This window comes from Mesorhizobium sp. M0761 (genome assembly GCF_040320205.1).
Lineage (GTDB): Bacteria > Pseudomonadota > Alphaproteobacteria > Rhizobiales > Rhizobiaceae > Mesorhizobium.
Genome location: NZ_JAMYPF010000001.1, coordinates 286,615 through 311,999, shown reverse-complemented (window position 1 = coordinate 311,999; position 25,385 = coordinate 286,615). Strand labels below are relative to the sequence as shown.

Genomic DNA, 25,385 nt, shown 5'->3' with positions numbered 1-25,385 from the left:
CCGACTTCGAGAGGATCGACACTTGCAGCATGCCACGCCTGCCGCCCCCGCAGTGCGCGAGACACTGGAGCGACTGCTCGCCAGCGAAACGTTCGGACGTTCCGAGCGCGCGCGCAAGTTGCTGCGCTATCTTGTTGAGCGCGAGCAGGCCGGCGAAGCCGACAGGCTCAAGGGTTTCTCCATCGCCATGGACGTCTTCGGCAAGGACGGCGATTTCGATTCGTCGACCGACGCCGTTGTCCGGGTGCAGGCAGGCCGGCTGCGCGAACTTCTCCAGCATTATTTCGCCAATGAAGGCATAGCCGAACCGGTTCGCATTGCCATTCCGCGCGGCGGCTACGTGCCGTCCTATGAGCTCAACGCCATACGCCTGCCGGTTGGGCAGGAGCCGCTTGCGGCGGCGGTAGCCGCCTTGCCCGGATCGCCCGACCAGGCGGCTCTTGACGCCGTTCCCGCTGCCGCGACAGCTTCGGGGGTTACAGAACCTGGGCCTTCGCTGGCGCGCCATCTCCAGTTCTTCTGGGTCGCCATGACGCTGGTCATTCTCATGCTGGGCGTGCTCATCCTGCGCCAGGGCAGCGGCGCATTGCTTGCCAGCAGCGATCCTACCGCGGTGGTCGAGACCGCGGGCGTAACGAGCAGCATCGCATCGCCGTCGATGGAGGCCCTGCCCCTCGTCTACATCGCGGTGAAGGCCACCGGCCCCGAGGCCGGCCGCGTCGCCGCTTCGCTGCGCGCCGGCCTTGCCGGTTTCGACACGATCGACTTCATCGGCCGCGACGCCGACAGCAAGCGCGATCCGAGCACCGACCCGACCAGCTTCGTTTTCGATGTCCTGCCGGGACCAATGGCAGGTGACGTGACGCTCGAACTGCAGAGCGTGGCGACCGGCCGCGTGCTTTTGTCCCGCAGTCTGACGGCCGCCGACAGCGCACCTGGCACCGTCGAGGATCGTATCGCCGCCATCCTCAGCTCGACCATTCCCGCCTCCGGCCCGCTCTACAGCTACATCGAACAGAACGGCATTCAGACCGGGCTGACGAGCTGCCTGATCCTCAACGACAGATACTATCTCGACCAGAGCACCAGGACGCACGAGGCCGCCTATCGCTGCCTGGACAACCTCGCCGGCCAGGGTGCGAAATCGTCGTTGGTCTATTCGGAACTGGCCTCCCTGACCCTTGAGGCAGCCACCGATCATTACGCCTATCCGCCTGGCGCGACGGTCGAACAGGCAATGTCTTTCGCCCATCGCGCCATCCAGATGGGACCGACCAGCCCCTATGCGCACCGCGCCTATGGCTACCTCAACTCGCGCCTCGGCAACACCGAGGAATCGATCCGCTGGATGCGCAAGGCCTATGAGCTCAACCCCTACGACCTCGGCATGGCTGCCGCTTACGGCTATGGCCTGATCTTTGCCGGCAAATATGCCGAGGGAACACCGATCCTGACCCATGCCGTCGAGACGTTCAGCGGCCATCCGACATGGTGGGATTTTGGGCTTTTCGCCGGACAGTTCATGCTGGGCGACATGAACAAGGCCGCGATAGCCAGCGAGTCGCTGCGCACGACGGCGATGAAATCGCATTATCTGGCGGCGCGGCTGATCGGCGCCAAGGCTGCCGGCCGCGAACAGCTGGCAGCCAAGCTTCTGGATGAGCTGACCACCAAATTCCCGAAATTCGCCGCCGATCCGCGCGCGGCCTTCGCCGAGCGCAAATATCCCGCCGATCTGACCGACCGGCTGGTTGAGGCGCTGCGCGCCGCGGGCCTCGGCAACGCCAGCTAGTCTTTCCGGATCGCGAAAACTTTACTGGCCATCGGTCTGGACTGGGAGCAATCCAGCCTCGATTCGAATTTCCTCTCCAGTCTTGCAATAATCGCAAGTCTTGCAATAATCGCACATTTTCATGGTCTCATCCCTCTATGTTGCCGAGCGGGGCGCCGGGCCGAAGACGGTCGTCCTGCTGCATGGCTTCGGTGGTTGCCATGATATCTGGCGCGAGGTGACCGCGTCGCTAGGGCCCGATATCAGGACTTTGGCCTACGATCTTCCGGGACACGGACTGTCTCTCGAATTCCCTGGCAGCGGCCCGGCCAAAACAGCGGCGCGAGCGGTTCTCGCGGATATCGCCGCACGCGGGATAGCAAGGGTGCATGTCGCCGGTCATTCGATGGGCGGTGCGGTCGCCTCCCTGATGGCGCTTGCCGAGCCTGACAGGATAGGCTCGCTGACGCTTCTGGCGCCGGGCGGTGCTGGGTCAGAGATCAACGGACCGCTGTTGCGCCGCTACGCCGCGGCCGCCGACAGACGGGAAATCCGCGCCTGCCTTGCCGCCATGTCGGGACCGCGAAGCCCGCCGCCCGAACGCATCGTTGGCGTCCTGGCGGACCTACGCCGTCGCCCCGGCCAGTTGCGCAAGCTGATTGAGATATCGGCCGTCATGACCAGGAACGAGCGGCAGGGGGTCATACCCCGCGAACAGCTGGACACCCTCGACATGCCGGTGATGGTGGTTTGGGGAACGGACGATCCGGTGCTGCCCTTTACCCAGGCTGATTGTCTGCCGGCGCATTTTCATATTCATCACGTGCTCGATGCCGGCCATATGCTGGTCGAGGAAGTGCCTGATGTGGTCGCCCAGGCCGTGCGCCGAAACATGGCACGCCGCGGCAGGCGCCTGCGTCCGACATTCGAGGCCGCGGCGAGCTAACTTACTTGCGCCCCGCATCTCGCCAGTGCATTTTGCCGCCGCCTGTGTTAACTCGCAATTAACCATATCAGCGAGGCGACGCCGATGAAGGACACTGGCGAAAACATCACCCCCATCGACACCTCCCGCAAACTGTCCGACGTCGTTCGCGATGTGAAAAATGCCTTCGCCGATCGCGACGATGTCGTGGTCGACATGCGCGAGGCGCACCGGATGCGGCTTGATCTGCTCGCCGCCGAGCTCGCCCCGGTCTTTGCCGACGTGCCCGCCGACATGGACAATTTCGACTTCGTCGTCTCCTCCGGCCTGCAGCCCCGCCTGTGGATCGACGCCGTCAGCCATGTCGCCATGGGGCGCGACCGCCGCACCTACCGCTTTCTCAGGGATACCCGCATCGGCCGCGTCGTGCTCGCCGAATCGACCGATATGAAACCGGTCGCCGATCAGGTCACGCGCTATGTGGCGGAGCGTATCGTCGAGCGCCAGCGCATGATGGAGGGCGGTGTCGAGCCGGCCGTCGCCGACCTGAAACGCGCCGCCGTGCCGGAAGCTGAGCCGCCCTTGCAAGCAGCCGTGCCCCGCAAGGGCTGGTCGACGTTCCTTTCCGGTCTCGGCTTGGTCGCCGCCGGCGCGCTTGTTGGCCTGGCGGTGGCGGCCGCGCTGTTTTGGGATCGCCTGATGGCGATGAAGATCAGCTTCTGATCAACGATCTGGAGGCCTCGGTGTCTGCGCGCCGAGTTCAATGACCTGCAGGTCCGATGGCGGCAAGGCCGGCCCGGTCAGGCCGCGCCGCGTCAGGCGAATCAGCCAATTGCCCTTCTCCCCGTCAATATCGAGCAGATTGTACTGTGCCGCCGGGTTCTTGCTGCCTGGCGACTGCCCGGCGGCGGCGACGCCGACGACCGGAATCCTGGCGCCGCGCCCGCCAATGAAGAACAGCGACGGCAGATGCGAATGGCCGTGCAGCACGAGTTCGGCGCCATGCCTATGAACGGTCTTGTGGAAGCGGGAGATGCCGAACAGGCGCTTTTGCTGGGCGACGGCGCCGCGCACCGGCGGATGATGGATCATGATCACCCGCAACAGGCCGCGTTTGTTCGTTGCGTCGAGCACTGTCGCCAGCCTTTGCGCCTGACCTTCGAGGAAGAAGCCGTTGGCCATGAACGGCGCCGTGGCGCGCGCCGTCGAAACGCCGATCAGCGCGACATTGCCGCGTACGCGCAGATAGGGAAAAGCGTTGCGGTCGATCGGCGCAGTCACGCCGTCGCCGCTCATCCACGCCGCCCAGGAGCGGCAGACCTTGTCGAAGGCGCCCGGCACATAGGCGTCGTGGTTGCCCGGCACCACCGAGACATCCTCCGGCGAACCCAGCGTCTCAAGCCAGTGCTTGGCCATCTCGATCTCGCCGTCGAGCGCCAGATTGACCAGATCGCCGGTAACGGTGAGGTGGTCGGGTGTGCTCGCCTTCATGTCGGCGACGATGGTGTCGATGACGGCATCGTGCATATGGCGGCGGCGGTTGCGCTGCCAGTTGACGTAGCCGACGACGCGCTTGGACGCGAGTTCGCGATAGGTTACACCGGGAAGCGGCCCCAGATGGACATCGGAAATATGCGCGAGCCTGAACATCCTTCCTTCATAGGCGACGCGCTCCCCGCTTTCCACTCACTGTTTCCTGCCCATCCACGGTTTCGCTAGTCATGGCTATATCGGACCCGGAGCAGGCGTTTCGCCAGACCGGCTGGGCAGGCCTCAGGGCAAGGCTGTTCCATCTCTATTTCCTGCTGCGGCGGCCGATGACGCTGGGCGTGCGCGGCCTGATCCACGATCGCGCCTCGAACACCGTCTTCCTCATCCGCCACACCTATGTCCCCGGCTGGCAATTGCCGGGCGGCGGCGTCGAGGTCGGCGAAACGCTTGGCGAAGCGCTGGCGCGGGAACTGGCCGAGGAAGGCAATATCGCGCTCACCGCCCCGCCGGTGCTGAAGTCGATGCATTTCAACCGCCGCTCCAGCCGCCGCGACCATGTCGGCCTCTATCTCATCGAAACCTTCAACCAGACCGCGCCGAAACTGCCGGACCACGAGATCGCCGAAGCAGGCTTCTTTCCGCTCGACCGCTTGCCGCATGGCACGACGCCGGCGACGCTGCGGCGGCTTGCCGAGGTTTTTGAAGGCGAGCCGGTATCGCCGTACTGGTAGGCTGTCAATCCGATGCTCACGCCGCCTGCCTGAACCGCGCCCGGTCGTGCGGCGCGCCATAGTCGAGCCCAGGCCCGACCGGCACGATGCGCGTCGGGTTGATGCTCTCGTGGCTGCCGTAATAGTGCATTTTGATGTGGTGCAGGTTCACCGTGCCGGCGATACCGGGCACCTGGTAGAGGTCGCGCAGATAGTTCGAAAGGTTCGGATAGTCGGCGATGCGGCGCAGATTGCATTTGAAATGGCCGACATAGACCGGGTCGAAACGCACCAGCGTGGTGAACAGCCGCCAATCGGCCTCGGTGACACGCTCGCCAGTGAGATAGCGCTGTTTTGACAGTCGGCCCTCCAGCGTGTCGAGCGCCGCGAACAGCTCGCCGAACGCCTCTTCATAGGCCGCTTGCGTGGTGGCAAAGCCGGCGCGGTAGACGCCGTTGTTTACGGCGGGAAAGACCAGCGCATTGACCTTGTCGATCTCGCCGCGCAGGCCTGGCGGATAGGAATCGAGAGCGGCATCGCCCCACTCGTCGAAGGCCGAATTGAGCATGCGGATGATTTCGGCGGATTCGTTGGAGACGATGGTCTCTTCCTTCTTGTCCCACAGCACCGGCACCGAAACCCGGCCCGAATAGGCTGGATCGGCCTTGGTGTAGATTTGGTGCAGGAAGTCGAGGCCGTAGAGCGTGTCGCCGGTGGCGCCATCCTCGGCCAAAAACGTCCAGCCCTCAGCACCGAGGAAATGATGCACGACTGAAACCGGGATGATGTCTTCTAGCTTCTTCAGCGCGCGAAAGATCAGCGTGCGGTGCGCCCACGGACAGGCGAGCGAGACATAAAGATGGTAGCGTCCGGGCTCGGCCTTGAAGCCGCGCGTACGACCTTGCGCCGGCGCGCCGTCGCGCGTGATCCAGTCACGCCACTGCGTCTCGGCGCGGATGAACCTGCCGCTGCTATCGACATTGGCCGGACGGTCCTGCCATTTGCCTTCGACCAGCAATCCCATACGAAATCTCCTTGCGTGCCTTGGCCAATGTAGTCGCAAGGCGGCAATGCCGAAGCCGTCATCTGCTGAACAGAGCGTCACTCGTATGAAACGCCGGATGAAAACAGCCGATTGCAGCCGCCGGAAATTGATGCTAGCGGACACTCCGCATGTTCGATCTTGGCTTGATCCGGTTTGACCGACGACGAAAGGGCGCCCGCGCTTAGAAAGCGCTGACTGGCGAACGCTGCCGCTTGCAGCAACCTTTCCTCTTTATCGGACCGCGAAGACCATGAGCCTTGCCGACGTGAAATACCTGCCGGAAACTCCGGCGCATGATCCCGAAATCGAAGCCATCAACGACGAAGCCTTTGGCCCCGGCCGTTTCGTGCTGGCCGCCTACAAGATTCGCGAGACCGGCGGCCACGAGCGCTCGCTATCCTTTGTCGCCATGGATGGCGACATCGTCGTTGCTTCGGTGCGCATGACCCGCATCGCCGCCGGCGCCGGACGCGCGCTGATGCTCGGGCCGCTCGCCGTGCGGCCCGCCTTCAAGAATCTCGGTATCGGCCGCCGGCTCGTGGCGATCGCGCTGGAGGCGGCCGCCAAGGCCGGCGCGCCGGCGGTGATCCTTGTCGGCGACGAGCCTTATTACGGCCCGCTCGGCTTCAGAAAGATCCCCCGCGGCCAGATCTCCATGCCGCGCCCGGTCGACCTCGACCGGCTGCTGTCGCACGAGATCGTGCCCGGTGCCGTGGCGCGGCTCTCCGGCGAGGTCGGCCATGCCAGCCTTGCCAGGATCGCGGAGCAGGCACCAGTGATGGCCTGAGCTCCAGGATCGGTCGCGGCACCGGTCGCGATGGATCCCCATTGGTCAGGTTGCACCATGGCGGCGACCTCCGTAGCATGACCTGGAACAGCACGGAGCATGCAGCATGAACCCGAACGGCCAGATTGCGATCGTAACCGGCGGCGGCTCCGGCCTCGGCGAGGCAACCGCCCGCGCGCTGGCCGACAAGGGCGCGCGCGTCGCCATTTTCGATATCGGCATCGACCGGGCATCGAAGGTGGCGGGCGACATTGGCGGCGCCGCCATCCAGTGCGATGTGAGCAGCGCCGACAGCGGTGCGGCCGCGGTCGCCGAGGTGGAAAAGAGACTTGGGCCAGCGCGCATCCTGGTCAATTGCGCGGGCATTGCCATCGGCGTGAAGACGATCGGCAAGGATGGTCCACATCCGCTCGACCAGTACCGCAAGGTGATCGAGATCAATTTGATCGGCACCTTCAACATGATCCGCCTCGTCGCCGACCGTGCCGCCAAACTCGAACCGCTGCAGGGCGGCGAGCGCGGCGTCATCGTCAACACCGCGTCGGTGGCCGCCTATGATGGCCAGATCGGCCAGGCCGCCTATGCCGCATCCAAGGGCGGCGTCGTCGGCATGACGCTGCCGGTTGCCCGCGACCTGGCGCGCTCCGGCATTCGCGTCTGCACCATCGCGCCCGGCATCTTCAAGACGCCAATGATGGCCGGCATGCCGCAGGAGGTGCAGGATTCGCTCGGCGCGGCCGTGCCCTTCCCGTCCCGCCTCGGCGAGCCGTCCGAATATGCCGCGCTCGCCCTGCATATCGTCGAAAACCAGATGCTGAACGGCGAAACCATCCGCCTCGATGGGGCAATCCGCATGGCGCCGAAATAGACGGCCATGGCGGCCGGCGCAGTGAAGACCGGTCCGCTGGCCGGCCTGAAAGTCATCGAGATGGCTGGGCTCGGCCCGGTGCCTCTGGCCGGGCTGATGCTGTCGGAGATGGGGCGCCGAGGTGCTGCGCATCGAGCGCACCGGTTCGGACCAACCCCTGCTGCCGCTCTCCGATGCGTACAATCTCGACCGTCACGGCCGCTCCATCCTGCGCGTCGACCTCAAGCAGGCCAAAGGAACGGAACTGCTGCTGCGCCTTGCCGAAAAGGCCGATCTGTTTGTCGAAGGCTTTCGCCCCGGTGTGATGGAGCGGCTTGGTCTCGGCCCGGATGCTGCATTGGCGCGCAATCCGGCGCTGATTTACGGCCGCATGACCGGCTTCGGCCAGGACGGGCCGCTCGCAGGTCGTGCCGGCCACGACATCACCTACCTCGCCTATTCGGGTGTGTTGCATGCCATCGGCCGGGAGGAAGGTCGGCCGGTGCCGCCGCTGAATCTGATCGCCGACAATGGCGGCGGCGCCATGATGCTGATCGCCGGGGTGCTTGCAGCGCTGTTCGAGCGCTCGCGCTCCGGCAAAGGCCAGGTGATCGACGCGGCGATGGTCGAGGGCGCTTCGATGCTGGCGGCCCCCATACACGCCTTCATGTCGGCAGGTCTGTGGAGCGACCGGCGCGGCGCCAACCTGCTCGATTCCGGTGCGCCCTTCTACGACACCTATGAGACGGCGGACGCACGCCACGTTGCGGTCGGCTGCCTTGAGCCGTGCTTCTTCGCCGCATTCGCAAAGCTGCTGCCGCTCGGCGAGGATTTTGTCCGCGGCCAATACGACAAGGCGTTGTGGCCGGACATGCGCGCGGCCATTGCCGACCGGTTCCGGCAGAAGACACGCGACGACTGGGACGCGCTGTTTGCCGCAAGCGATGCCTGCGTGGCGCCGGTTCTGTCGCTGGCCGAAGCCAGGGATCATCCGCACAACCGGGCGCGTCACGCATTTGTGAAGGCCGGTGCGCTCGAGCGCCCCGCGCCCGCGCCACGCTTCTCGGCCTCGCAGCCGGCGCTTGCCGGCATGTCTGAAGATGACGATCAGCTGCCCCAGACTGTGCTGGCGCGCTTCGGCTTTTCGACAGCCGAGATCAAAGCGCTTGTCAAAGCCGGCATGATTGGCCAATAACTGGATTTAGAAAATCAACTTACCTGGTGGGCATTTTGGACCAGCCGAAGAAGGACGTCATTCGCGCGACGGACGCCGAGGCGATCAGGCTGGCCGCAACGCTGATCCGCAGCGCCCGTTTCGGCGCCCTCGCGGTGATCGAGCCGTCGACCGGCGCACCGCTGGCCTCCAGGGTCGGAGTCGCCACCGACATCGATGGCACGCCTCTGATCCTTGTCTCGGCGCTGTCAGCCCATACCGGCGCCATCCTTGCCGAGCCGCGCTGCTCGCTGCTTGTCGGCGAACCCGGCAAGGGCGATCCGCTGGCGCATCCCAGGATAACGCTGGTCTGCCGGGCGCAGCCGCTGGAACGCGGGTCGAGCGCGCATGCCCGCGCCGAGCGGCGCTATCTCAACCGCAATCCCAAGGCAAAGCTCTATGCCGAGCTCGGCGATTTCTCGATCTTTCGCCTCGAGCCGGAGCGCGCCAGCCTGAATGGCGGCTTCGGCAAGGCCTACCTGCTCGACCGTGCCGATCTCATCACCGAGGGGTTGATCGTCGACGAGCTGGCCGCCAGCGAACAATCCGCTCTCGACCACATGAATGCCGACCATCTCGACGCCATCGCCGTCTATGCCCATCATTTCGCCAGGGTTGAAGGTGATGGTTGGACCATGACCGGCTTCGATGCCGATGGCATGGACCTGGCATCGGGCGACACCGTTTGCAGGGTCTATTTTCCGCAGCCATTGAAGACCGCGCGCGACCTGCGGCCGGTTCTGGTCGACATGGCCAAAGCCGGTCGTGCGCCAGCTACGCAAGGATAATCGTCATGAATCAAAAGCACGTCTTGAGATTTGGGCGAAATGATCTACGATTCAGGTGACGCTGAATCAGCAGCGTGATCCATAGCTGAATTATAGCAGCCAACGCTATTTGCCCCCATAGCGTTTGGATGAGCAGGAAAACATGGGGCATCGATGGTCTCGACCAAACTAATCGCCAATGCCGAATCGGCGGCGACATTTCTGACCCTTATGGGCAACGAAAAGCGGCTCTTGATCATGAGCTATCTGGCCGACGGTGAAATGTCGGTCGGCGCCATCGCCGAAAAGGTGATGCTCAGCCAGTCTGCTTTGTCGCAACATCTGGCCAAGCTCAGGGCGCTCGATCTTGTCGAGACCCGCCGCGACCGGCAGATGATCTACTATTCCTGCAAGTCCGAAGCCGTGCGCGAACTGTTGCGCATGCTGGACGGCATTTTCGGGATAGGCGACTTGTCCCAAATGGCAACGCGTCTGCGCCGCGCCGGGACTTGACCTGCAGGGCTTGACTGGCGGCTCCGATCGCTCCTTACGTCGGTGACGATTTTTCGCCGGCCGAGGTATTGATGGATCCGATCCAGATCGACGACGCGCGCGATCCGCGGGTCGCCGCCTATCTCGACATCCGCGAGCGCGATCTCACCGGCCGCCATGGCCGGTTCGTTGCCGAAGGCAAGGTGGTGCTGGACGTCCTGCTGTCAGCCGGACGCTTTGCTGCGGAGTCGGTCCTGGTCCTCGAAAACCGGCTGGCCGGGCTCGACGACATCCTGCGCAAGGCCCCTGCCGACCTGCCGGTCTACGTTGCGGCAAGCGCCGTCATGGACAGGATCGCCGGCTTCCACATGCATCGCGGTATATTGGCGATCGGCAGCAAGGGCACGCCACAGCCCGCCGAGGCCTTGCTCGACACCTTGCCTGCCGAAGCGTTGATCGTCGTTCTCATCGGCATCGCCAACCATGACAATATCGGATCGATCTTCCGCAATGCCGCCGCCTTCGGCGCCGATGCCGTCTTCGTCGACGCCACCTGTTGCGACCCACTGTATCGCAAGGCGATCCGCGTCTCCGTCGGCGCCGCGTTGAAGGTGCCCTTTGCGTCCTTCGGCGACACTGAAGCTTTCATCGCGAAGCTCGGCGAGTTGGGCTTCGGCCAGGTCGCTTTGTCGCCGCGTGGTGAGGCTGACATTCGCGATGCCACGCGACCGAAACGACTGGCGCTCTATCTCGGCACCGAAGGCGAGGGCCTCCCGGAGAGGCTGCTTGCCCGCCTGCGGACGGTGCGGATCGCGATGTCGGGAGGGTTCGACAGCCTGAATGTTGCTGCCGCGTCAGCCATTGCGCTGCACCATTTTTCGCCCTGATAGGCGTAGTCAGGCAATTCCAAGCCGGGGCTTGAAACTCAGCTCGGCAAATCTGCCTTCTGCAACGCCCGCACGCGATCGGCCAGGCTGGTGGTTCCTGACCGCGTTTCCTGCGGCGCCGCCAGCGCCTTGGCGATCGGTGAATCAGGTCCTTCGAGCTTGGCCGTCAAATGGACGACCTCAGCCGCCAGATTGTTCATCTGTTCGCGCAAGGCAGAACCGGCATCATTGCCATTGCCGGGGCCATTCCCGGGCTTCGCGGATCCAGAACCGCCAAGCTCCGCCTTCATCCGCTTGTTTTCGCGGGCCAGCGTCGTCAGCCTGGCTTCGAGCCGCTCTCGGTCGCCTTCGAGCTTGGCGAGCGTCTTGTCGATGTCCTCGTTCCTGGCGCGGGCACTGTCTTGCGCACCAACCAGGCCAGCAGCCACGGCGCCTCCTGTAGCCTCGCCCTTCACCCGCTCGCGAAGCCGGGCCAGTTCCTTTTCGCGGCGATCGAGCTTGTCCTCGCGATCGGCAAGCGTGGCGAGCAGGCGCTCGAGCTTTCTGTCGAGGTCGGCGGTTCTTTTCTTTTCGGCCTTCAAGGCATCGCGCGTGGCCTTGCCTTCGGCGACGACTTCCTGATGGCGCTTGTCGGCCTCCTTCCGCTGGCCGCGCAGCACTGAAATGTCGTTGGCAAGTTTTTCCAGCTCGGATTCGCGAGCCACCAGTTCGATCTGACGATTGCTGGAGGAGAAGGACGCGTCGTCGTACATATGTTCGAGCTTTTCCAGCTCGAGCGCGCGCTTTTCCATCATGCGCTCTGTTTGTGCAAGCCTGTCCGACAGCTGTTGTATCTGCTGCTCGCGATGCAGCAGCAATTCGTTTTTTTCCCCGAGCTCCGAAAGCGCCTGCTTCTTGTCCTTGCGCACGACCGCCAGGCCCTTCAGCGCCTCGCGGCCGCGATTGATTTCGACGAGTTGCTCATTCGCCTGCTCACGCAGCGTCTTGATGCTGATTTCGAGCCGGCGCGTCGTCATGGCGAACTCGGCCCGCAAGCTGTCCTTGTCGGCCTGGATCTCGGCCAGCGTTCGCGGCACCGACGCCTCGACACGCTTGCGTGTCAGCGCGACCGCCCGCCGCCAGATGGCCGGCGCGACCAGCAGCGCCAGAAAGCCTGCGCACAGAAAGCCGAGGGCGAAGAACAGGATCGACTGAACCAAGGTGACTACCCGTTACGGGCGGGCCGCTATCCGGCAACCGCCAAGTCTGGACTTTGCCATGTTCGCATGACGCAAATCCAGCGCTGCGGCAAGGGTTTGCCGCAGCTGCAGCGGGTCAGAATCTGTTGATCGGGTCGAAGTGTGGTCGGAATCGCTCAGAAGGGATTCCAGGTCGGCCTCTGCGTCAGCTTCAGATAGCCGAGATTGACGCCAAGCCGCGCGCCAACGCCGGTGCGGATCGGCACCAGCAGCACCCTGTTGTTCTGCAGCACGTTGAAGCCGACGCCGGCCACGACATAGGCCGAACCGGCAACGCCGCCGAACCGATTGTAGAGATTGCTGACGTCGTCGAGGTTATAGACGAGCATCATCACCCGCGATCCCTCGCCGCCGAAATCCCAGCCGAGCGAAGGCCCTTGCCAGAACACCTTATGGTCGCCGGCATTCTTGGTGTAGAGCGTGCCTTCGCCATAGGTCAGGCCGCCGATCAGCGCGCCGGAGCCCTCTTCGCCGAGCAGATAGCCATTGGGCAGGCCGTAGGAGGCAAAAATCTTCTCGACGACGGTGGCGAGACCGCCCGACGTCGCGCCGAAGAACTTGTGACCGGAATCGACGATCTCCTGAGCGGTGTATTCCTGTGCCCGCGACGCAGAGGTTGAGAAAGCGAGAGCGCCCATGAGGGCAATCGCCATGAAGAAGACGCGGACAAACGTCCGGTCGTAGAATCGGGAAACCATGCTTCCAATCTCCGTCAGGGAGCACTTTCGCCGACGCCTCGCACCCCGTCCGGCTCTTTAGGCGGCCGTTAAGGATGGCTGTTACGGGCAAACTATGCCGTAATCCTTTTTCAACCATTAACCTCCCACATGAACATGGCGGTTCGAAGGCTGTTTCTGACTGTCTGCACGGGCTCCCATCCTGTGCAAAGATGCCGTTTTTCTCACAAGAATTGTGGATTGTTGCTGCACGCTCGGGCGCTGTGTATTCAGAATGCCTGGGGAGAGAGCGTGATTCGGGTGGTGAGCGTGGCTGTCGGCCGCGCGGCCACCAGGATGTGAATTTTAGCAGGGATTTTTCGCCGATGGCTGAGCTTTTCTCTCTCTCCGCACCCGATCTCGCAGCCTTGTTGTGCAGCCGAGTCTGCCACGACATCATTTCGCCGGTCGGCGCCATCAACAACGGCCTTGAACTCCTGGACGAGGGCGGCGCCGACGAAGACGCCATGAAACTGATCCGGCAGAGCGCCAGAAACGCTTCGGCCCGCCTGCAATTCGCCCGCATCGCCTTCGGCGCCGCCGGTTCGGCGGGCATGATGATCGACACCGGCGATGCCGAGTCCGTCGCCATCGCCTTCCTGAAGAACGAGAAGCCGGAATTGATCTGGAACGGGGTTCGCGCCCTGCTGCCCAAGAACAAGGTCAAGCTGCTGCTCAATTTGCTGCTCGTCGCCAATGCCGCCATCCCGCGCGGTGGCAGATTGGTGGTCACGCTGGAAAACCTCGACACCGAGCCGCGCTTTGCGCTTGCCGCAAGCGGCCCGATGCTGCGCGTGCCGCCGAAATTCCTCGAGCTCCATTCCGGCAACAAGCCCGAGGAGCCTATCGACGCCCATACCGTCCAGCCCTACTACACGCTGCTGCTGGCGCGTGAGGCCAACATGACGATCTCGATTCACGCGACCGCCGAAGAGATCGTGCTGTCCGCGGCTTGAGCGAAGCCGTTCGGCAGGACGCCGAGCATTAAGAACAATCAAGTATCTTTTCCCGCTGGTATTTGCGGCAATTCAGAACAGGCAAGTTTCATTGCCGGCAACGCCCCTGCAGAATGGGGCTGCAAACGACATGTTTGTAAAAACTTTACCTAACGGCTTTTCTGCTTCTTTACCAGATCGGCCTAGTGTGCATCCCGATACCCGGATGCCGCCGGTTCGCCCCATGGCAAAGAGGACCCGGAAATGAAGCGCTGCATGTTTGTCGACGATTCGAGCGTCATCAGAAAAGTTGCAAAACGGATTCTTGGCGGCTCCGACATGGTGGTGATCGAAGCGGCAACTGGACTTGATGCTGTCGAGATGTGCGCTGCCGAGATGCCTGATGTGATTGTCGTCGACGGCGCCCTGCCGGACATGCAAGCGGTCGACGTCATTCGCCAGGTTCGCGCCATGGAGAGCACGATCAAACCACAGATTCTGATCTCACTGGTCGAGGTCGACGTTGCCTCGATCATGAAGGCAAAGCGCGCCGGCGCCCAGGGTTATCTGTTGAAGCCGTTCAACCGGCCGCAACTGCTCGAACGTTTTCGTACCTTGAAGGTTGCCGCCTGATTCGGCTCGTTTTCGGCCAAAAAGGACAGCAAAAAACCCGGCCTGAGCCGGGTTTTTTGCATTGGTTCAATCGGATGGTGTTCGCTCAGGCGCTGACGCGGATGTCTTCCGGCTCGCGCAGCACATAGCCGCGACCCCAGACCGTCTCGATGTAGTTCTGGCCACCGGATGCTGCGTCGAGCTTCTTGCGCAGCTTGCAAATGAAGACGTCGATGATCTTCAGTTCCGGTTCGTCCATGCCACCATAAAGGTGGTTGAGGAACATTTCCTTGGTCAGCGTGGTGCCCTTGCGCAGCGAGAGCAACTCCAGCATCTGGTATTCCTTGCCGGTCAGATGCACGCGCTGGCCGCCGACTTCGACGGTCTTGGCGTCGAGATTGACCACCAGGTCGCCGGTGGTGATGACCGACTGGGCATGGCCCTTGGAACGGCGCACGATGGCATGAATGCGGGCGACCAGTTCGTCCTTGTGGAACGGCTTGGTCATATAGTCGTCGGCGCCGAAGCCCAGGCCGCGCACCTTGTCCTCTATACCGGCCATGCCGGACAGGATCAGGATCGGCGTCTTCACCTTGGACAGGCGAAGTGTCCGCAAGACTTCGTAGCCGGACATATCGGGAAGGTTGAGGTCGAGAAGAATGATATCGTAATCATAAAGTTTACCGAGATCGACACCTTCTTCGCCGAGGTCGGTCGTGTAAACATTAAAACTTTCAGATTTGAGCATCAGCTCGATGCTCTGAGCGGTTGCACTGTCGTCTTCTATCAGCAGAACGCGCATTTCATTCCCCTTTTCTGCCGCCGGACCATGTCACGACCCATCCGGGACCGGAGCAGTGATTGCCTGAACAGAGGCTGCCATCGAATGGTTAACAAAACCTAATTCCGCACCAAGGACGGTACCAGATTTTTTAACCCCTTTCTACACCCTCTTGAATCTAATGATGAATCACAGAACCAAATCGCTAATGCAACACATTAATAAGTCGGACTAAGTGACTCAAGGGACTCGCTGGCCGGCTTCCGTATCGGGAGCCGGAATTTTTACCCGGCCTTAAGTCCTCGCCCTTATGATTAACAATGCGCGTAAACGAATGGTTACCGCCGGCAAAAAACTTTAGGGATTTGTTTCCCATAGTTCGGGGAATGCCGGTGGATACGGGCGACGCCAGGCCCTTGCGGACGGATTGGACGATATGTGCAGGTGTGCGTTTCCGGGAGTACCGAATCATGAAGTCACGTGAAAACCTCGTTCGGCTGAAGCAATTTCAGGTGAATGAGAAGCGGCGGCAGCTGCTGCAGCTCGACATGATGATCGCCGAGTTCGAGCGCATGGCCGTTGAACTGGAGCTTCAGATCACCGCCGAGGAGAAGAAGGCCGGCATCACCGACATCAATCATTTTGCCTATCCGACCTTCGCCAAGGCGGCGCGTCTGCGCCGTGATAACCTCAGAAACTCTCAAAGCGACCTCGCCCAGCAGCGAAGTGCTGCCGAATCATTACTCGGCGAAGCTGAAGCGGAGCTTTCCAAGGCCGAGATGCTGGAATCGCGCGACACCAAGATCCGCGACGCGGAACTCGGCGGTCGCAGCGCCATGATCGGCTGACGGCAGGGTTTTAACCCGACCGGCGCCGCCTGACGCCGCGCTTTGCTTTGCGTGTAGCGCGCCAAAAGGCTCCGGCGCTGCTGATCCGGCCCGTAAGGCGGCCGCAGCTTCAGGCCCGTGCCAAATCCCTTTCCAGGTTCGCCGCCGCCCTCGCCCGCGCTTGCTTGATGTCAGGCACATGCTCTTCCGACCAGGAGCGTATCTGGGTGAGCAGCCCCGCCAGGTTCTGGCCAAGTTCGGTCAATTCATATTCGACCCGCGGCGGGATCACCGGAAAGATTTCGCGCCGCACAAGCCCGTCGCGCTCGAGGACGCGCAGCGTCTGCGTCAGCATTTTAGGCGTGATGCCTTCGAGCTTACGCGCCAGTTCGCCGTTGCGCATCTGGCCACGGCGCAGCGCACAAACCGTCAGATAGACCCATTTGCTGGCCAGCATCTCGAGCACGGCTTGCGAAGGACACGTCCGCTGGAAGGCGTCATAGCCGGAGCCGCAATCATTATCACTATCCATGAGGTGCCTATATATGGAAAAGGTACATACTGGACAAGGGAATATTACTATCCAAATGATAGTGGCACAGAAACCCCAGCAGGAGCCTCCCATGCGTGCCGTTGTCCAGAATTCAGTCGGCGGACCCGACGTCCTCGTCATCGCCGATCGCCCCGCGCCCTCGCCCAAGTCCGGCGAAGTGCTCGTGCGCGTGCATGCTGCCGGCATCAATCCGGTCGATGGCTCGGTGCGCGCCGGCTACTATCCATTGCTGGGCGAACCGCCCTTCACTTTGGGCTGGGATATTTCAGGTACGGTCGAGGCGGTAGGCCCAGGCGTCGATGGCGGCCTCAGGGTCGGTGACGCCGTGTTCGGCATGCCGCGTTTTCCCAAGCAGGCCGCGGCCTATGCGGAGCTCGCTGTGGCCCCGGCCGATGAAATCGCACCGAAGCCGCAAGGCATCGATCACTTTCATGCAGGCGCGCTGCCGCTGGCCGGCCTGACCGCCTGGCAAGGCCTTGTCCGCCATGGCGGCCTGAAGCGCGGCCAGCGCGTGCTGATCCATGCCGCGGCCGGCGGCGTCGGGCATCTGGCGGTGCAGATAGCCAAGGCGCGCGGCGCTTATGTCATCGCCACCGCCAGCCCGAAGAAACTCGATTTCGTCCGCTCGCTCGGCGCCGATGAAGTGATCGACTACACCAAGGGAGATTTCACCGCCGAGGTCAGCGACGTCGACCTGGTGCTGGAGCCGGTGGGCGGCGACCATGCCGACCAATCGCTGACAGTCCTGAAGGACGGTGGGGTCCTGGTGTCGCTGCTCAATGTCCACGACACCACCCGAGCCAAGGCTGCTGCGCGTGGGATCCGCGTCGAGCGCATGTCCGTCGTGCCCGACCGTGAAGGCCTCGTCGAACTTGGCAAACTGGTCGATGCGGGAAAGCTTGCGGTCCATGTGGCAAAGGCGTTTCCGCTCGAACAGGCGGGCGCCGCGCACGCTTTTCTCGCCACTAGGCCGATCGGCAAGGTGGTGCTGACGGTCTGAAGCAGGCATTACCGACAGGCAAAAGGGCGCGGTTACCGCGCCCTTTTCTGTTGTGGTCCTGGCTCTAGTGCCGGTATTGCTGGATGCGCGTCGTGCGCAGCCCGGCAAGGCCGTATTCGTCGATCGACGCTTGCCAGGACAGGAATTCCTCGGTGGTCAGCTTGTAGCGCTGGCATGCCTCGTCGAGGCTCAAAAGCCCGCCGCGGACCGCAGCAACCACTTCCGCCTTGCGCCGGATAACCCAGCGACGTGTATTCGTCGGCGGAAGATCGGCAATCGTAAGAGGGCTGCCGTCAGGCCCAATAACATATTTGACTCGCGGTCTAACAAGATCGGTCATCGTACTCTCTACTAAAAACTCAAAGACCCAATCCCCACCACATTACCGCCACAGCTTTAAAAATTGCCTAAGCGAACCCTAATGAGTAGGTAAGGATCATGAACGCCGCGTTAGTCTTTTTATCGGCATTTGAGGCAACGGCGGGCAGGCGCGCAATTTTCCCGCAAAATCGGCACCGCCGCAAAGCTGGCGCCGCTGGTGTGGTTGACCTATATTCGCGCCACTGCCATTGAAGCGCCGCGCAGAACGAAAGAACCATGAACAGCCTCGACCTTCCCTCCAGCCCGCAAAACACCCGCGTCGTCGTCGCCATGTCGGGCGGTGTCGACTCGTCCGTCGTCGCCGGTCTGCTGAAGCGCGAAGGCTACGATGTCGTCGGCGTCACGCTGCAGCTCTACGATCATGGCGCCGCAACGCACCGGGCCGGGTCGTGCTGCGCCGGCCAGGACATTGACGATGCCCGCCGCGTTTCCGAGACATTGGGCATTCCGCATTACGTGCTCGACTATGAGGAGCGCTTCCGCAAGGCGGTCATCGACCCGTTTGCCGAGAGCTACGTTGCCGGCGAAACGCCCATTCCGTGCGTCTCTTGCAATCAGACGGTGAAGTTCGCCGACCTTTTGGCCACCGCCAAGGACCTTGGCGCCGATGCGCTCGCCACCGGCCATTATATCCGCTCCGGGGCCAATGGCGCCCACCGCGCGCTATTCCGGCCCGTCGATGCCGACCGCGACCAGAGCTATTTCCTGTTTGCCACCACGCAGGCGCAGATCGACTATCTGCGCTTTCCGCTGGGTGGGCTGTCCAAGCCTGCGGTGCGGGCCATCGCCGAAGAAATGGGGCTGACCGTTGCCGCCAAGCAGGACAGTCAGGACATCTGCTTCGTGCCGCAGGGCAAATATTCCGACATCATCGCCAAGCTGAAGCCAGCTGCCGCCAACCCAGGCGACATCGTCCATATCGACGGCCGCGTGCTCGGTCGCCATGACGGCATCCTGCGCTATACGATCGGCCAGCGCCGCGGCATCGGCATCGCCTCGGGCGAGCCGCTTTACGTCGTCCATCTCGACGCCGACCGGGCCCGTGTCATCGTCGGCCCGCGCGAGGCGCTGGAGACCCACAAGATCTATCTGCGCAACATGAACTGGCTGGGCGATCGCGCGCTGTCCGACATTCCGGCCGCCGGCATGGAGCTGTTCGCCAAGGTCCGCTCGACGCGGCCGCCGCGCCCGGCCGTGCTGCATCACCGCGCCGGCAGCACCTTTGTCGAACTGGTCGACGGCGAGTCCGGCATCGCGCCGGGACAGGCCTGCGTGCTCTATTCTGACGACGGCAACGAAGCCCGCGTTCTCGGCGGCGGCTTCATCGAGCGCTCCGAGCGCGGCGCCGAGGCCGAAGCCATGCTCAGCCGGCTCGCAGCCAGGCCGGCGCAGATTCCCGCAGAGTAAACACTACCCTCTCGGAGACAGTTTTAGTTTCGATCTGCCTTAAGAGCAGAGTTTCGAAACGGTCTCAGGACTTAGTGTGCGTGACTGTACCCGCCGTCAGGATGCGCAGCACCCTGATGGCTTCCTCGCCGCTGGTGCGCGGCTCGGCCCGCGTCTCGATACACTGGATAAAGTGCTCGAGCTCGCGCGTCAGCGGCATGCCCTGGCCGACCGCGACATAGGATGGCTCGTTGGTGGTGAAGGCCCACTGGCCGCTGTCCTGCCACACCGCGTGGCGGTAGACGGCCAGCTTGCGCTCCCAGGGCTCGACATCGTCGAACACCGCCATTGCCTTGGTGCCGACCACGGTCAGCCGCCGCTCGCGATAGGGATTGAGCCGCGAGGTGAAGAGATGGCTGCGCAGCCCGTTGGGAAAACGCATGTGCAGATGCGCGAAATCGCTGAGATTGTCGAGGAGTGCCGCCCCCTCGCCCCTGACCTCGATCGGCTCGGTGCCGGTGATGGCCAGGATCATCGACAGATCGTGCGGCGCCAGATCCCACAGTGCGTCGTTCTCGGTGTGGAATTTGCCGAGGCCGAGCCGGTGCGAGTGGATGTAGCGGACCTCGCCGAGCTCGCCATTGTCGATCAGCGCCTTCAGCGTCTCGAAGGCGGGATGGAAGCGCAAGACATGGCCGACCATGAACACGCGGCCATTGTCCCTGGCCGCCTGCACGGCGCGCTCGGCGTCGGGCACGGTCAACGCAATCGGCTTTTCCACCAGCACGTCCTTGCCGGCCTCAGCGGCGCGCACGGCAAGATCGGCATGGAACTGCGGCGGCAGCGCCATGACGATGGCGTCGATATCATCACGCACGAACAGCTGGTCGGGCTCGATCGCCAGGCAGTCCTGCTCGCTGGCAAAGCCTTCGGCCCGCGCCCGATTGGCATCGGAAACCGCATGCAGCGCGCCGAGCGCCTTGAGGGTGCGGATGTGGTTGCTGCCCCAGTATCCGCAACCGAGGACTGCAATGCGCGGCTTCATCAGCTTCAAACTCTAATTTCTTGGCCGAGACATAGCGGCGTGCCCCGTCGAACTCAACCCCGGTGGCTTACCGGAGATGCCAGCCCGGCAAAGCTTTTACCGGCGACAATATGCCGGCGCCCCTCGCGCATCGATGCTTGACAGGCTCGCCCTCCCAACCTTATATCCGCGCGACCTTGGCGAACGCCTCGAAATGCCTTTCGATTTAAGGCGGATTTCGGGCCTTTCGCCGCCCTGGCGGGGTAGCTCAGTTGGTTAGAGCACGGGAATCATAATCCTGGGGTCGGGGGTTCAAGTCCCTCTCCCGCTACCAGCCTACCTAAGCTACTGAAATCATAGTAAAAACGCCGACCTATGGTAGCGCCCTGTCCGAAAAAATCTTCAATGATTCTCAGGACCTAGCCTGCTACCGTTGTGACGCCAACGAACGTGTTGCAACGCTTCGCAGACGACAAACTGCGCCTCGAGAGACGTGATTTGCGGGAATTGAAGTCTGCACCTGCGGACCCATTCGGTCCCGATTCCGAGGCGCAATCGACGCGGATTTTCGAATGGCGCGCCCATGTCGCACGCCAGCCCTCAACGCTCGGCGGCTTATGCCCAAGTTATCCAGCTAAATTAAGCAGTCTCATCGGGCGGGCGCTCTGGATTCGCCGACGCCAATCCGCGTGAGCGTACGCGGATCGTCTGACAGATACGATCAGCGAGAGAAGCGAGCGCGCCCTGCACAGTGCGTGCCCCAAGAACGGATTGGAGGGTAACGGCCTGTGTTGCAAACCTATGTTTGAAGGCCTCTCCGCCACAGAGGAAATCGACCAGTCCCAAGCCGTGATCAAACGACCACTGTATATACTCCGTAATCAGGACCGCACCCGGCGACGCTCGGCTAAAATCAGGGTCGTAGGTGGTAACGAATGCCATCATGACGTTGTGCTGGACGATGTTGATGGAAACCGCGACCATCGCACCATTGCATTCAAGTACGAAAATGCGCAGCACACCGGCGCGTGACAGCGCGTCCACCAGGGCGGCAAGAACCGGCTCGCCCTCTTCGAAAAGGTCGGATTCACGCGTGTGCTTTTCCAGCCATCTGCGCTTCAGCGCCGACAGTCGCTCCAGCAATGGCTGCAGCGGCTCGTCAGCCGACAGGAGGCGGAATTTCACTTCGCCTGTTTCATCCAGTATCTTGATGCCGCGCCGATAGTTCTGGCGCATCTTTTTCGGCTGGTCCGCCAGCCACGCTGCTCCGCTGGCCCACTGTCCGGCGACGCGATAACTGACTTCCTCCCGGTGATTGGCGCGAAGCTTGACGCCGCTGGAAGAGCCCGGTGTAAAAATCCTGCGGGCTGCCGCATCCGGCGACAGACGATTGATAAAAGCAAGATCGAAGCCACCCGCCGAACAGATCCGGTTCCAGAGGTTCTGGAGGGCCGATAGGGAGCATTCCGGCGCGACAAGAATATCACCATAGTCCGTATAGCTATTGGCGGCCCATTCGAGGAGCCGAAGTCCTTTTCGTCTGCCGATCGCCAGGGGAATGACAGCGACCAGCCTGTCATCGCTCCATACCAGGCCGATCCGCAGCGAGCGCCGGTCGCGGTCACGCACGGTGCTCCACCATGCCGAAACCCAGGCATGGCTCTGAAAGATCAGTGCATGGGTACGATGCCATAGGTCTACCCATTCGGCTTCGATGGCGGCCAGGCGATCCGTCGAACTGACGATTTCCAGTCGCTCCGCACCAACAGCGTCAATCGAAGCCATTTTGTTCATGGTTGGAGACGGTCCTGCGGCTGCGCGACATCGATGCGCTTTTGAAAAAGTCGCATGATATGGTTTGCCATTTTCTTGAGCGGCAGCACGTAAAGTCCAAAAAGCGACTGATAGTCGCGTACGTCGCGATCTATCAGTCCAAACTTGAGGTCTTCGTCCGGATCCGGGATGAACTGCGTTCCGAATATGCGATCCCAGAATGAAAAAAGCAGCCCGAAATTCTTGTCGTAGTGGCGAGGGTCGACACTGTGATGCACCTGGTGCCAGTGCGGACACAAGATGACGCCGTTCAACCGGCCGAAGGAAATCTTCAGATGCGTGTGGCGAACAAAGTCCATCATGAGAATGTTGCGAATGACATAGACGTTGATGCCAAATATGGCGATCTCGACCGGATCAAGCGCAATCAGGCTCCACAAGCCGAAACTGATCCCCGGTATGACGCCGTCCCAGATCCGGTTCATCAGATCGTCCAGGGGGTGAACCCGGTCCTTGGTGATCCCAACCATCACTTCGGCCGAATGATGCACCTTGTGCAATTCCCACAGGAACGGGAAACGGTGCTGGGCAACGTGATATAGGTAGTAGGAGATATCGTAAGCAACGAGCATGGTTGCGGTGAAGAGGATGATCGTCACTGGGCCGGCGGGGCCGGGTATCAGCGGTTGCGAGATGCTGAAGAGCCAGCCGACTGCCTGGTTTGTTGCATATCCCGTGGCGGCAACGAAGGTGACACCGGCGGGAATGAGCAGGAAGGGCATCACAAGCCTTTTCGTGATCCAGAACAATGCGTCCGCTCGCGCCGATGGGTGCATGATGACTTCCGCGGGAAAGGCGAAGTCGAAAAAGTCCCGGAAGGATTTCTGTTCGACCGTTCGCCAGTAGGCGACCACCGCGCTCCCCAGCGCCGTGAGCAACAGGAGACCGAGTGTCAGCAGATCGATGTGTGAGAGTTTTTCCACGATCACTCTGGCGAATTCCGAAAACATCGATGCAGTGGCTCCTAGGTGGTGAAATGGTGATCCGGCTCGTCGCGAAGCACATATTGCCAGGCCCATCATATGCTGCCCGCAACTGTGTATCGGGATGCGACTGGCAGAACAATCATGGCCAAATTAGCAGATCAACGGTGTCAAAACCGCTAAATATCTGAACGTAATTAATGTCGAACGCTGCGCCTGCAACCTGCCCGTTATCGGGTCTGCGGCGGACTTGGCGCGAGCCGGATGACTACTCCCTTTTCGCCTACTTGGCCACGCCATGCGAGGCGTTCGGCTGGCTGCCTTGCACCAAAACGCGGCGAAACCCAGCCGCCCTGGCCCGGTGTGTCGCCGCCGGAACGGATGTGGATCGCTGCGTCTGGAAAGTGGATAGTCATCAAAGGTTCAGCGCCGCGCAATATCGTGACAATGTTTCCATCCCTGTTGGCGTGGAGGTCGGCGGCGAGTTGGAAGACGATCTCAGCGACGCGGCTGCCGCCGAGCAGTTGGTCGGTCACGAGGATGCCGTCGCCATCGCGTGTCACGGCGCGTTGATGCACAACGCCGAAGCGGCCTTTGTACCCGTCATGTCGGGCACACAGCCTCCAGTGCGGCCCCGGCTCGCTCTCCACCAATGTCGCAACCGCCTTGTGCGACCAGTTGAACGCCCCGGAGATGATGCTTTGGCTTTTACCCTCTAGGTTCAGCGTGTTGTGCGCCGGCGTCGAGCGGAACCAGTCGCGCCAGCCTCCCCCCGAACCATAGAGCCATGTGCCGGGGTCGACCAGCACCGGATCGCCGTCAATGCACAGGGTGAGCGACAGCGCGTCGGCATGACCGTGCGCCGCTATCGAAAGGTAGCCCAGCGGGCCGTGGTCGTATGTCAGATGGACGTTGCGACCATTCATCTCGCCGCGCCAGACGGAGAGCCCGCCTTGCGTGAACGTATGCAATCCATCCGGCACCGGCGCCGGCCGCGGTGGCGCGCCGAAGAAAAGCGCGCGAAAATCGCCGGGCTCCGGTGCCCTGCCCGGCATCCGTAGAAAACCATGGATGGCGGCCGCGACCGATCCGACATAATCGGTTTCGCCCCCCAGCGTGATCACGCAGCCTTCATCATTGTCGCCGAAGCCGCTGGCTTTCGGCGGGAGCCAGCCTGCGAAATTGGCGAAAGCGGCCAAACGCGCTTCGACGGGCTGGGGAAAAGGCAGTCCGGCCTGGCGCGCCGCCGCAGCGCACAGCAGGAAAAGTTCGGCACTGAAGGCGGCGTAGGTCGGGGTCTGCTCGGCCCCGGCGCCATCGGCCAGGATCTGTTTGAGCACCTCAGCCAGGAGCGACTCGCGAGCCACCTCGGCCCCGAAAGCCAGACCGATCAGATATTCGCCAGCCAGTTCCGCGACGAGATGGTTGTTGGCGGACGAAAAACGGGAGGGAAACCGCGGCAGCCAATAGGCGCTTGCCGCCAGTATTTCACCGACTTTTTCTCGCGTCGCCGCGCCAAGCCGCTCGCCGACGAGGTCGAGCGTGACAATCAGGCTGATGGCTCGTAGCGCGACCTCGATGCCCGAGGCCCAGCCAACGCCCCGAAATGGTGGGTTGGCGAAATGCCAGCTCTCGATCGCCGCCTCGATGGCCGCACGGGATTGATCATCGCCGGTGAGAAGCAGATGGGCAGCCAGTGGCGGCAGTTGCTGCAGCCGGTTGATTTCCCAAACATATTTTACATCGCCACGGCCGGTGGCATGGCGAAAATCGATATCGAAAGTATGGGTCTTGGGGCCTGGCCAAAGCCGGCCGGTCACCGGATCAAGGCGCCAGAGCTCGGGTGGAAAGAGAGTATAGGGGTCTCGCTGTGGCCAGGTCTGCCCAAGTGCTGAAAACTGGCCTCGAAGAGTGTTTTGCGCAGCCGCCTCGATAGCTTGCCGCTGGGCTGGTGTCGCAGCGGCCGGCACAGCATTCCGCAATCCGTGCAGCACCGGGTGCAACTGCGGCGACGCATAGCGCTGCCAGCCGTTGTCGCGGCGGCGCGAAACGGTCCTCCGGCGCTGCTCGTCCAACCGATGCAATATCTCGGCCAACTCCATGCTGCGCAATCGGTTGAAATACCACCCGACCCTCATCCGCGCTCCGCCAAGATTTTGATCCTCATACACCATCCCGTCGAAAAAGCGTGTGGCGGCATCCTCTTTTCCGTTCCCGCGGTTAATATCTTCGGCCATGACG

General features: G+C 62.4%; 26 protein-coding genes and 1 tRNA gene. 16 read left to right on the top strand and 11 right to left on the bottom strand.

Going from position 1 to position 25,385, the window contains the following annotated elements:
- The first annotated feature begins 22 nt into the window (after nt 1-22).
- The 3 genes from NKI32_RS01505 to NKI32_RS01495 all read left to right on the top strand — a co-directional run bounded on the left by NKI32_RS01505 (nt 23) and on the right by NKI32_RS01495 (nt 3,419).
- Nucleotides 23-1,792 (top strand): tetratricopeptide repeat protein, encoded by a 1,770-nt coding sequence (locus NKI32_RS01505; protein ID WP_023711106.1) that lies wholly within the window; start codon nt 23-25, stop codon nt 1,790-1,792.
- 121 nt (nt 1,793-1,913) lie between these two features.
- Nucleotides 1,914-2,717, top strand: a complete 804-nt coding sequence (locus NKI32_RS01500; protein WP_023711105.1) for an alpha/beta fold hydrolase — start codon at nt 1,914-1,916, stop codon at nt 2,715-2,717.
- A gap of 84 nt (nt 2,718-2,801) precedes the next feature.
- Entirely contained in the window at nt 2,802-3,419 is a 618-nt protein-coding gene (locus tag NKI32_RS01495) for a hypothetical protein (protein WP_023711104.1), read from the top strand.
- On the opposite strand, the gene NKI32_RS01490 is transcribed toward NKI32_RS01495, so the two are convergent.
- Nucleotides 3,420-4,346 carry a metallophosphoesterase family protein gene (locus NKI32_RS01490; RefSeq protein WP_023683636.1) on the bottom strand — a complete coding sequence of 309 codons (927 nt, stop codon included), beginning with the start codon at nt 4,344-4,346 and terminating at the stop codon, nt 3,420-3,422. It lies immediately after the preceding gene.
- A gap of 71 nt (nt 4,347-4,417) precedes the next feature.
- Between NKI32_RS01490 and NKI32_RS01485 the strand changes: the two genes are divergently transcribed.
- Entirely contained in the window at nt 4,418-4,918 is a 501-nt protein-coding gene (locus tag NKI32_RS01485) for an NUDIX domain-containing protein (protein ID WP_352510445.1), read from the top strand.
- A gap of 16 nt (nt 4,919-4,934) precedes the next feature.
- Here NKI32_RS01485 and NKI32_RS01480 read toward each other — a convergent pair whose 3' ends face one another.
- Nucleotides 4,935-5,921 carry a glutathione S-transferase family protein gene (locus NKI32_RS01480; RefSeq protein WP_023699707.1) on the bottom strand — a complete coding sequence of 329 codons (987 nt, stop codon included), beginning with the start codon at nt 5,919-5,921 and terminating at the stop codon, nt 4,935-4,937.
- Nucleotides 5,922-6,192: 271 nt separating this feature from the next.
- Here NKI32_RS01480 and NKI32_RS01475 point away from each other — a divergent pair, with 271 nt between their 5' ends.
- From NKI32_RS01475 to NKI32_RS01450, 6 genes are all read left to right on the top strand, one after another.
- Nucleotides 6,193-6,729 (top strand): GNAT family N-acetyltransferase, encoded by a 537-nt coding sequence (locus tag NKI32_RS01475; RefSeq protein ID WP_023686191.1) that lies wholly within the window; start codon nt 6,193-6,195, stop codon nt 6,727-6,729.
- Nucleotides 6,730-6,835: 106 nt separating this feature from the next.
- A complete protein-coding gene (locus tag NKI32_RS01470; protein ID WP_023683632.1) occupies nt 6,836-7,597 on the top strand; it encodes a 3-hydroxyacyl-CoA dehydrogenase in 762 nt (253 codons plus the stop codon).
- Nucleotides 7,598-7,718: 121 nt separating this feature from the next.
- Entirely contained in the window at nt 7,719-8,771 is a 1,053-nt protein-coding gene (locus NKI32_RS01465; protein ID WP_245271336.1) for a CaiB/BaiF CoA transferase family protein, read from the top strand.
- A 35-nt stretch (nt 8,772-8,806) separates the two neighbouring features.
- Nucleotides 8,807-9,577: a HugZ family pyridoxamine 5'-phosphate oxidase gene (locus tag NKI32_RS01460; RefSeq protein ID WP_352789682.1), complete on the top strand. Its 771-nt coding sequence runs from the start codon at nt 8,807-8,809 to the stop codon at nt 9,575-9,577.
- Nucleotides 9,578-9,730: 153 nt separating this feature from the next.
- Nucleotides 9,731-10,069, top strand: a complete 339-nt coding sequence (locus NKI32_RS01455) for an ArsR/SmtB family transcription factor (protein WP_023669951.1) — start codon at nt 9,731-9,733, stop codon at nt 10,067-10,069.
- Between the two features lie 71 nt (nt 10,070-10,140).
- Nucleotides 10,141-10,935 (top strand): TrmH family RNA methyltransferase, encoded by a 795-nt coding sequence (locus tag NKI32_RS01450; RefSeq protein WP_023728294.1) that lies wholly within the window; start codon nt 10,141-10,143, stop codon nt 10,933-10,935.
- A 38-nt stretch (nt 10,936-10,973) separates the two neighbouring features.
- Here the strand turns inward: NKI32_RS01450 and NKI32_RS01445 are convergent, their stop codons facing one another.
- Complete coding sequence (locus NKI32_RS01445) at nt 10,974-12,134, bottom strand: coiled-coil domain-containing protein (RefSeq protein ID WP_353001610.1); 1,161 nt, start codon at nt 12,132-12,134, stop codon at nt 10,974-10,976.
- A gap of 155 nt (nt 12,135-12,289) precedes the next feature.
- The gene (locus NKI32_RS01440; RefSeq protein ID WP_245259859.1) at nt 12,290-12,826 is read right to left on the bottom strand and encodes a DUF1134 domain-containing protein; all 537 of its coding nucleotides are present in this window, start codon (nt 12,824-12,826) and stop codon (nt 12,290-12,292) included.
- A gap of 389 nt (nt 12,827-13,215) precedes the next feature.
- On the opposite strand from NKI32_RS01440, the gene chpT reads away from it, so the two are divergent.
- Entirely contained in the window at nt 13,216-13,845 is a 630-nt protein-coding gene (chpT, locus tag NKI32_RS01435) for a histidine phosphotransferase ChpT (RefSeq protein ID WP_023669947.1), read from the top strand.
- A 243-nt stretch (nt 13,846-14,088) separates the two neighbouring features.
- Nucleotides 14,089-14,457, top strand: a complete 369-nt coding sequence (locus NKI32_RS01430) for a response regulator transcription factor (RefSeq protein WP_023669946.1) — start codon at nt 14,089-14,091, stop codon at nt 14,455-14,457.
- Between the two features lie 85 nt (nt 14,458-14,542).
- On the opposite strand, the gene ctrA is transcribed toward NKI32_RS01430, so the two are convergent.
- Nucleotides 14,543-15,238, bottom strand: a complete 696-nt coding sequence (gene ctrA / locus NKI32_RS01425) for a response regulator transcription factor CtrA (RefSeq protein WP_006203583.1) — start codon at nt 15,236-15,238, stop codon at nt 14,543-14,545.
- 449 nt (nt 15,239-15,687) lie between these two features.
- On the opposite strand from ctrA, the gene NKI32_RS01420 reads away from it, so the two are divergent.
- A complete protein-coding gene (locus tag NKI32_RS01420) occupies nt 15,688-16,065 on the top strand; it encodes a flagellar export protein FliJ (RefSeq protein ID WP_023669945.1) in 378 nt (125 codons plus the stop codon).
- Between the two features lie 109 nt (nt 16,066-16,174).
- On the opposite strand, the gene NKI32_RS01415 is transcribed toward NKI32_RS01420, so the two are convergent.
- Nucleotides 16,175-16,576: a winged helix-turn-helix transcriptional regulator gene (locus NKI32_RS01415; protein ID WP_353001607.1), complete on the bottom strand. Its 402-nt coding sequence runs from the start codon at nt 16,574-16,576 to the stop codon at nt 16,175-16,177.
- A 91-nt stretch (nt 16,577-16,667) separates the two neighbouring features.
- Between NKI32_RS01415 and NKI32_RS01410 the strand changes: the two genes are divergently transcribed.
- Nucleotides 16,668-17,597, top strand: a complete 930-nt coding sequence (locus NKI32_RS01410) for an NADP-dependent oxidoreductase (RefSeq protein WP_353001606.1) — start codon at nt 16,668-16,670, stop codon at nt 17,595-17,597.
- A gap of 64 nt (nt 17,598-17,661) precedes the next feature.
- On the opposite strand, the gene sciP is transcribed toward NKI32_RS01410, so the two are convergent.
- On the bottom strand, nt 17,662-17,937 hold the full coding sequence (gene sciP, locus NKI32_RS01405; protein WP_013529904.1) for a CtrA inhibitor SciP: 276 nt from the start codon (nt 17,935-17,937) through the stop codon (nt 17,662-17,664).
- A 257-nt stretch (nt 17,938-18,194) separates the two neighbouring features.
- On the opposite strand from sciP, the gene mnmA reads away from it, so the two are divergent.
- Nucleotides 18,195-19,385 carry a tRNA 2-thiouridine(34) synthase MnmA gene (mnmA, locus tag NKI32_RS01400; protein ID WP_353001603.1) on the top strand — a complete coding sequence of 397 codons (1,191 nt, stop codon included), beginning with the start codon at nt 18,195-18,197 and terminating at the stop codon, nt 19,383-19,385.
- Between the two features lie 64 nt (nt 19,386-19,449).
- Here the strand turns inward: mnmA and NKI32_RS01395 are convergent, their stop codons facing one another.
- Complete coding sequence (locus NKI32_RS01395) at nt 19,450-20,409, bottom strand: Gfo/Idh/MocA family protein (protein WP_023669941.1); 960 nt, start codon at nt 20,407-20,409, stop codon at nt 19,450-19,452.
- A gap of 236 nt (nt 20,410-20,645) precedes the next feature.
- Between NKI32_RS01395 and NKI32_RS01390 the strand changes: the two genes are divergently transcribed.
- Nucleotides 20,646-20,722: transfer RNA gene (locus NKI32_RS01390), tRNA-Met, on the top strand.
- A 305-nt stretch (nt 20,723-21,027) separates the two neighbouring features.
- Here the strand turns inward: NKI32_RS01390 and NKI32_RS01385 are convergent.
- The 3 genes from NKI32_RS01385 to NKI32_RS01375 form a co-directional block, all read right to left on the bottom strand.
- Nucleotides 21,028-22,182: a GNAT family N-acetyltransferase gene (locus tag NKI32_RS01385; protein WP_353001601.1), complete on the bottom strand. Its 1,155-nt coding sequence runs from the start codon at nt 22,180-22,182 to the stop codon at nt 21,028-21,030.
- Nucleotides 22,179-23,171, bottom strand: coding sequence for a sterol desaturase family protein (locus tag NKI32_RS01380; RefSeq protein WP_023686296.1), 993 nt, complete (start codon nt 23,169-23,171; stop codon nt 22,179-22,181). Before NKI32_RS01380 ends, NKI32_RS01385 begins: the two co-directional genes overlap by 4 nt.
- A gap of 203 nt (nt 23,172-23,374) precedes the next feature.
- A complete protein-coding gene (locus NKI32_RS01375; protein ID WP_353001599.1) occupies nt 23,375-25,381 on the bottom strand; it encodes a heparinase II/III family protein in 2,007 nt (668 codons plus the stop codon).
- Between the last annotated feature and the right edge of the window lie 4 nt (nt 25,382-25,385).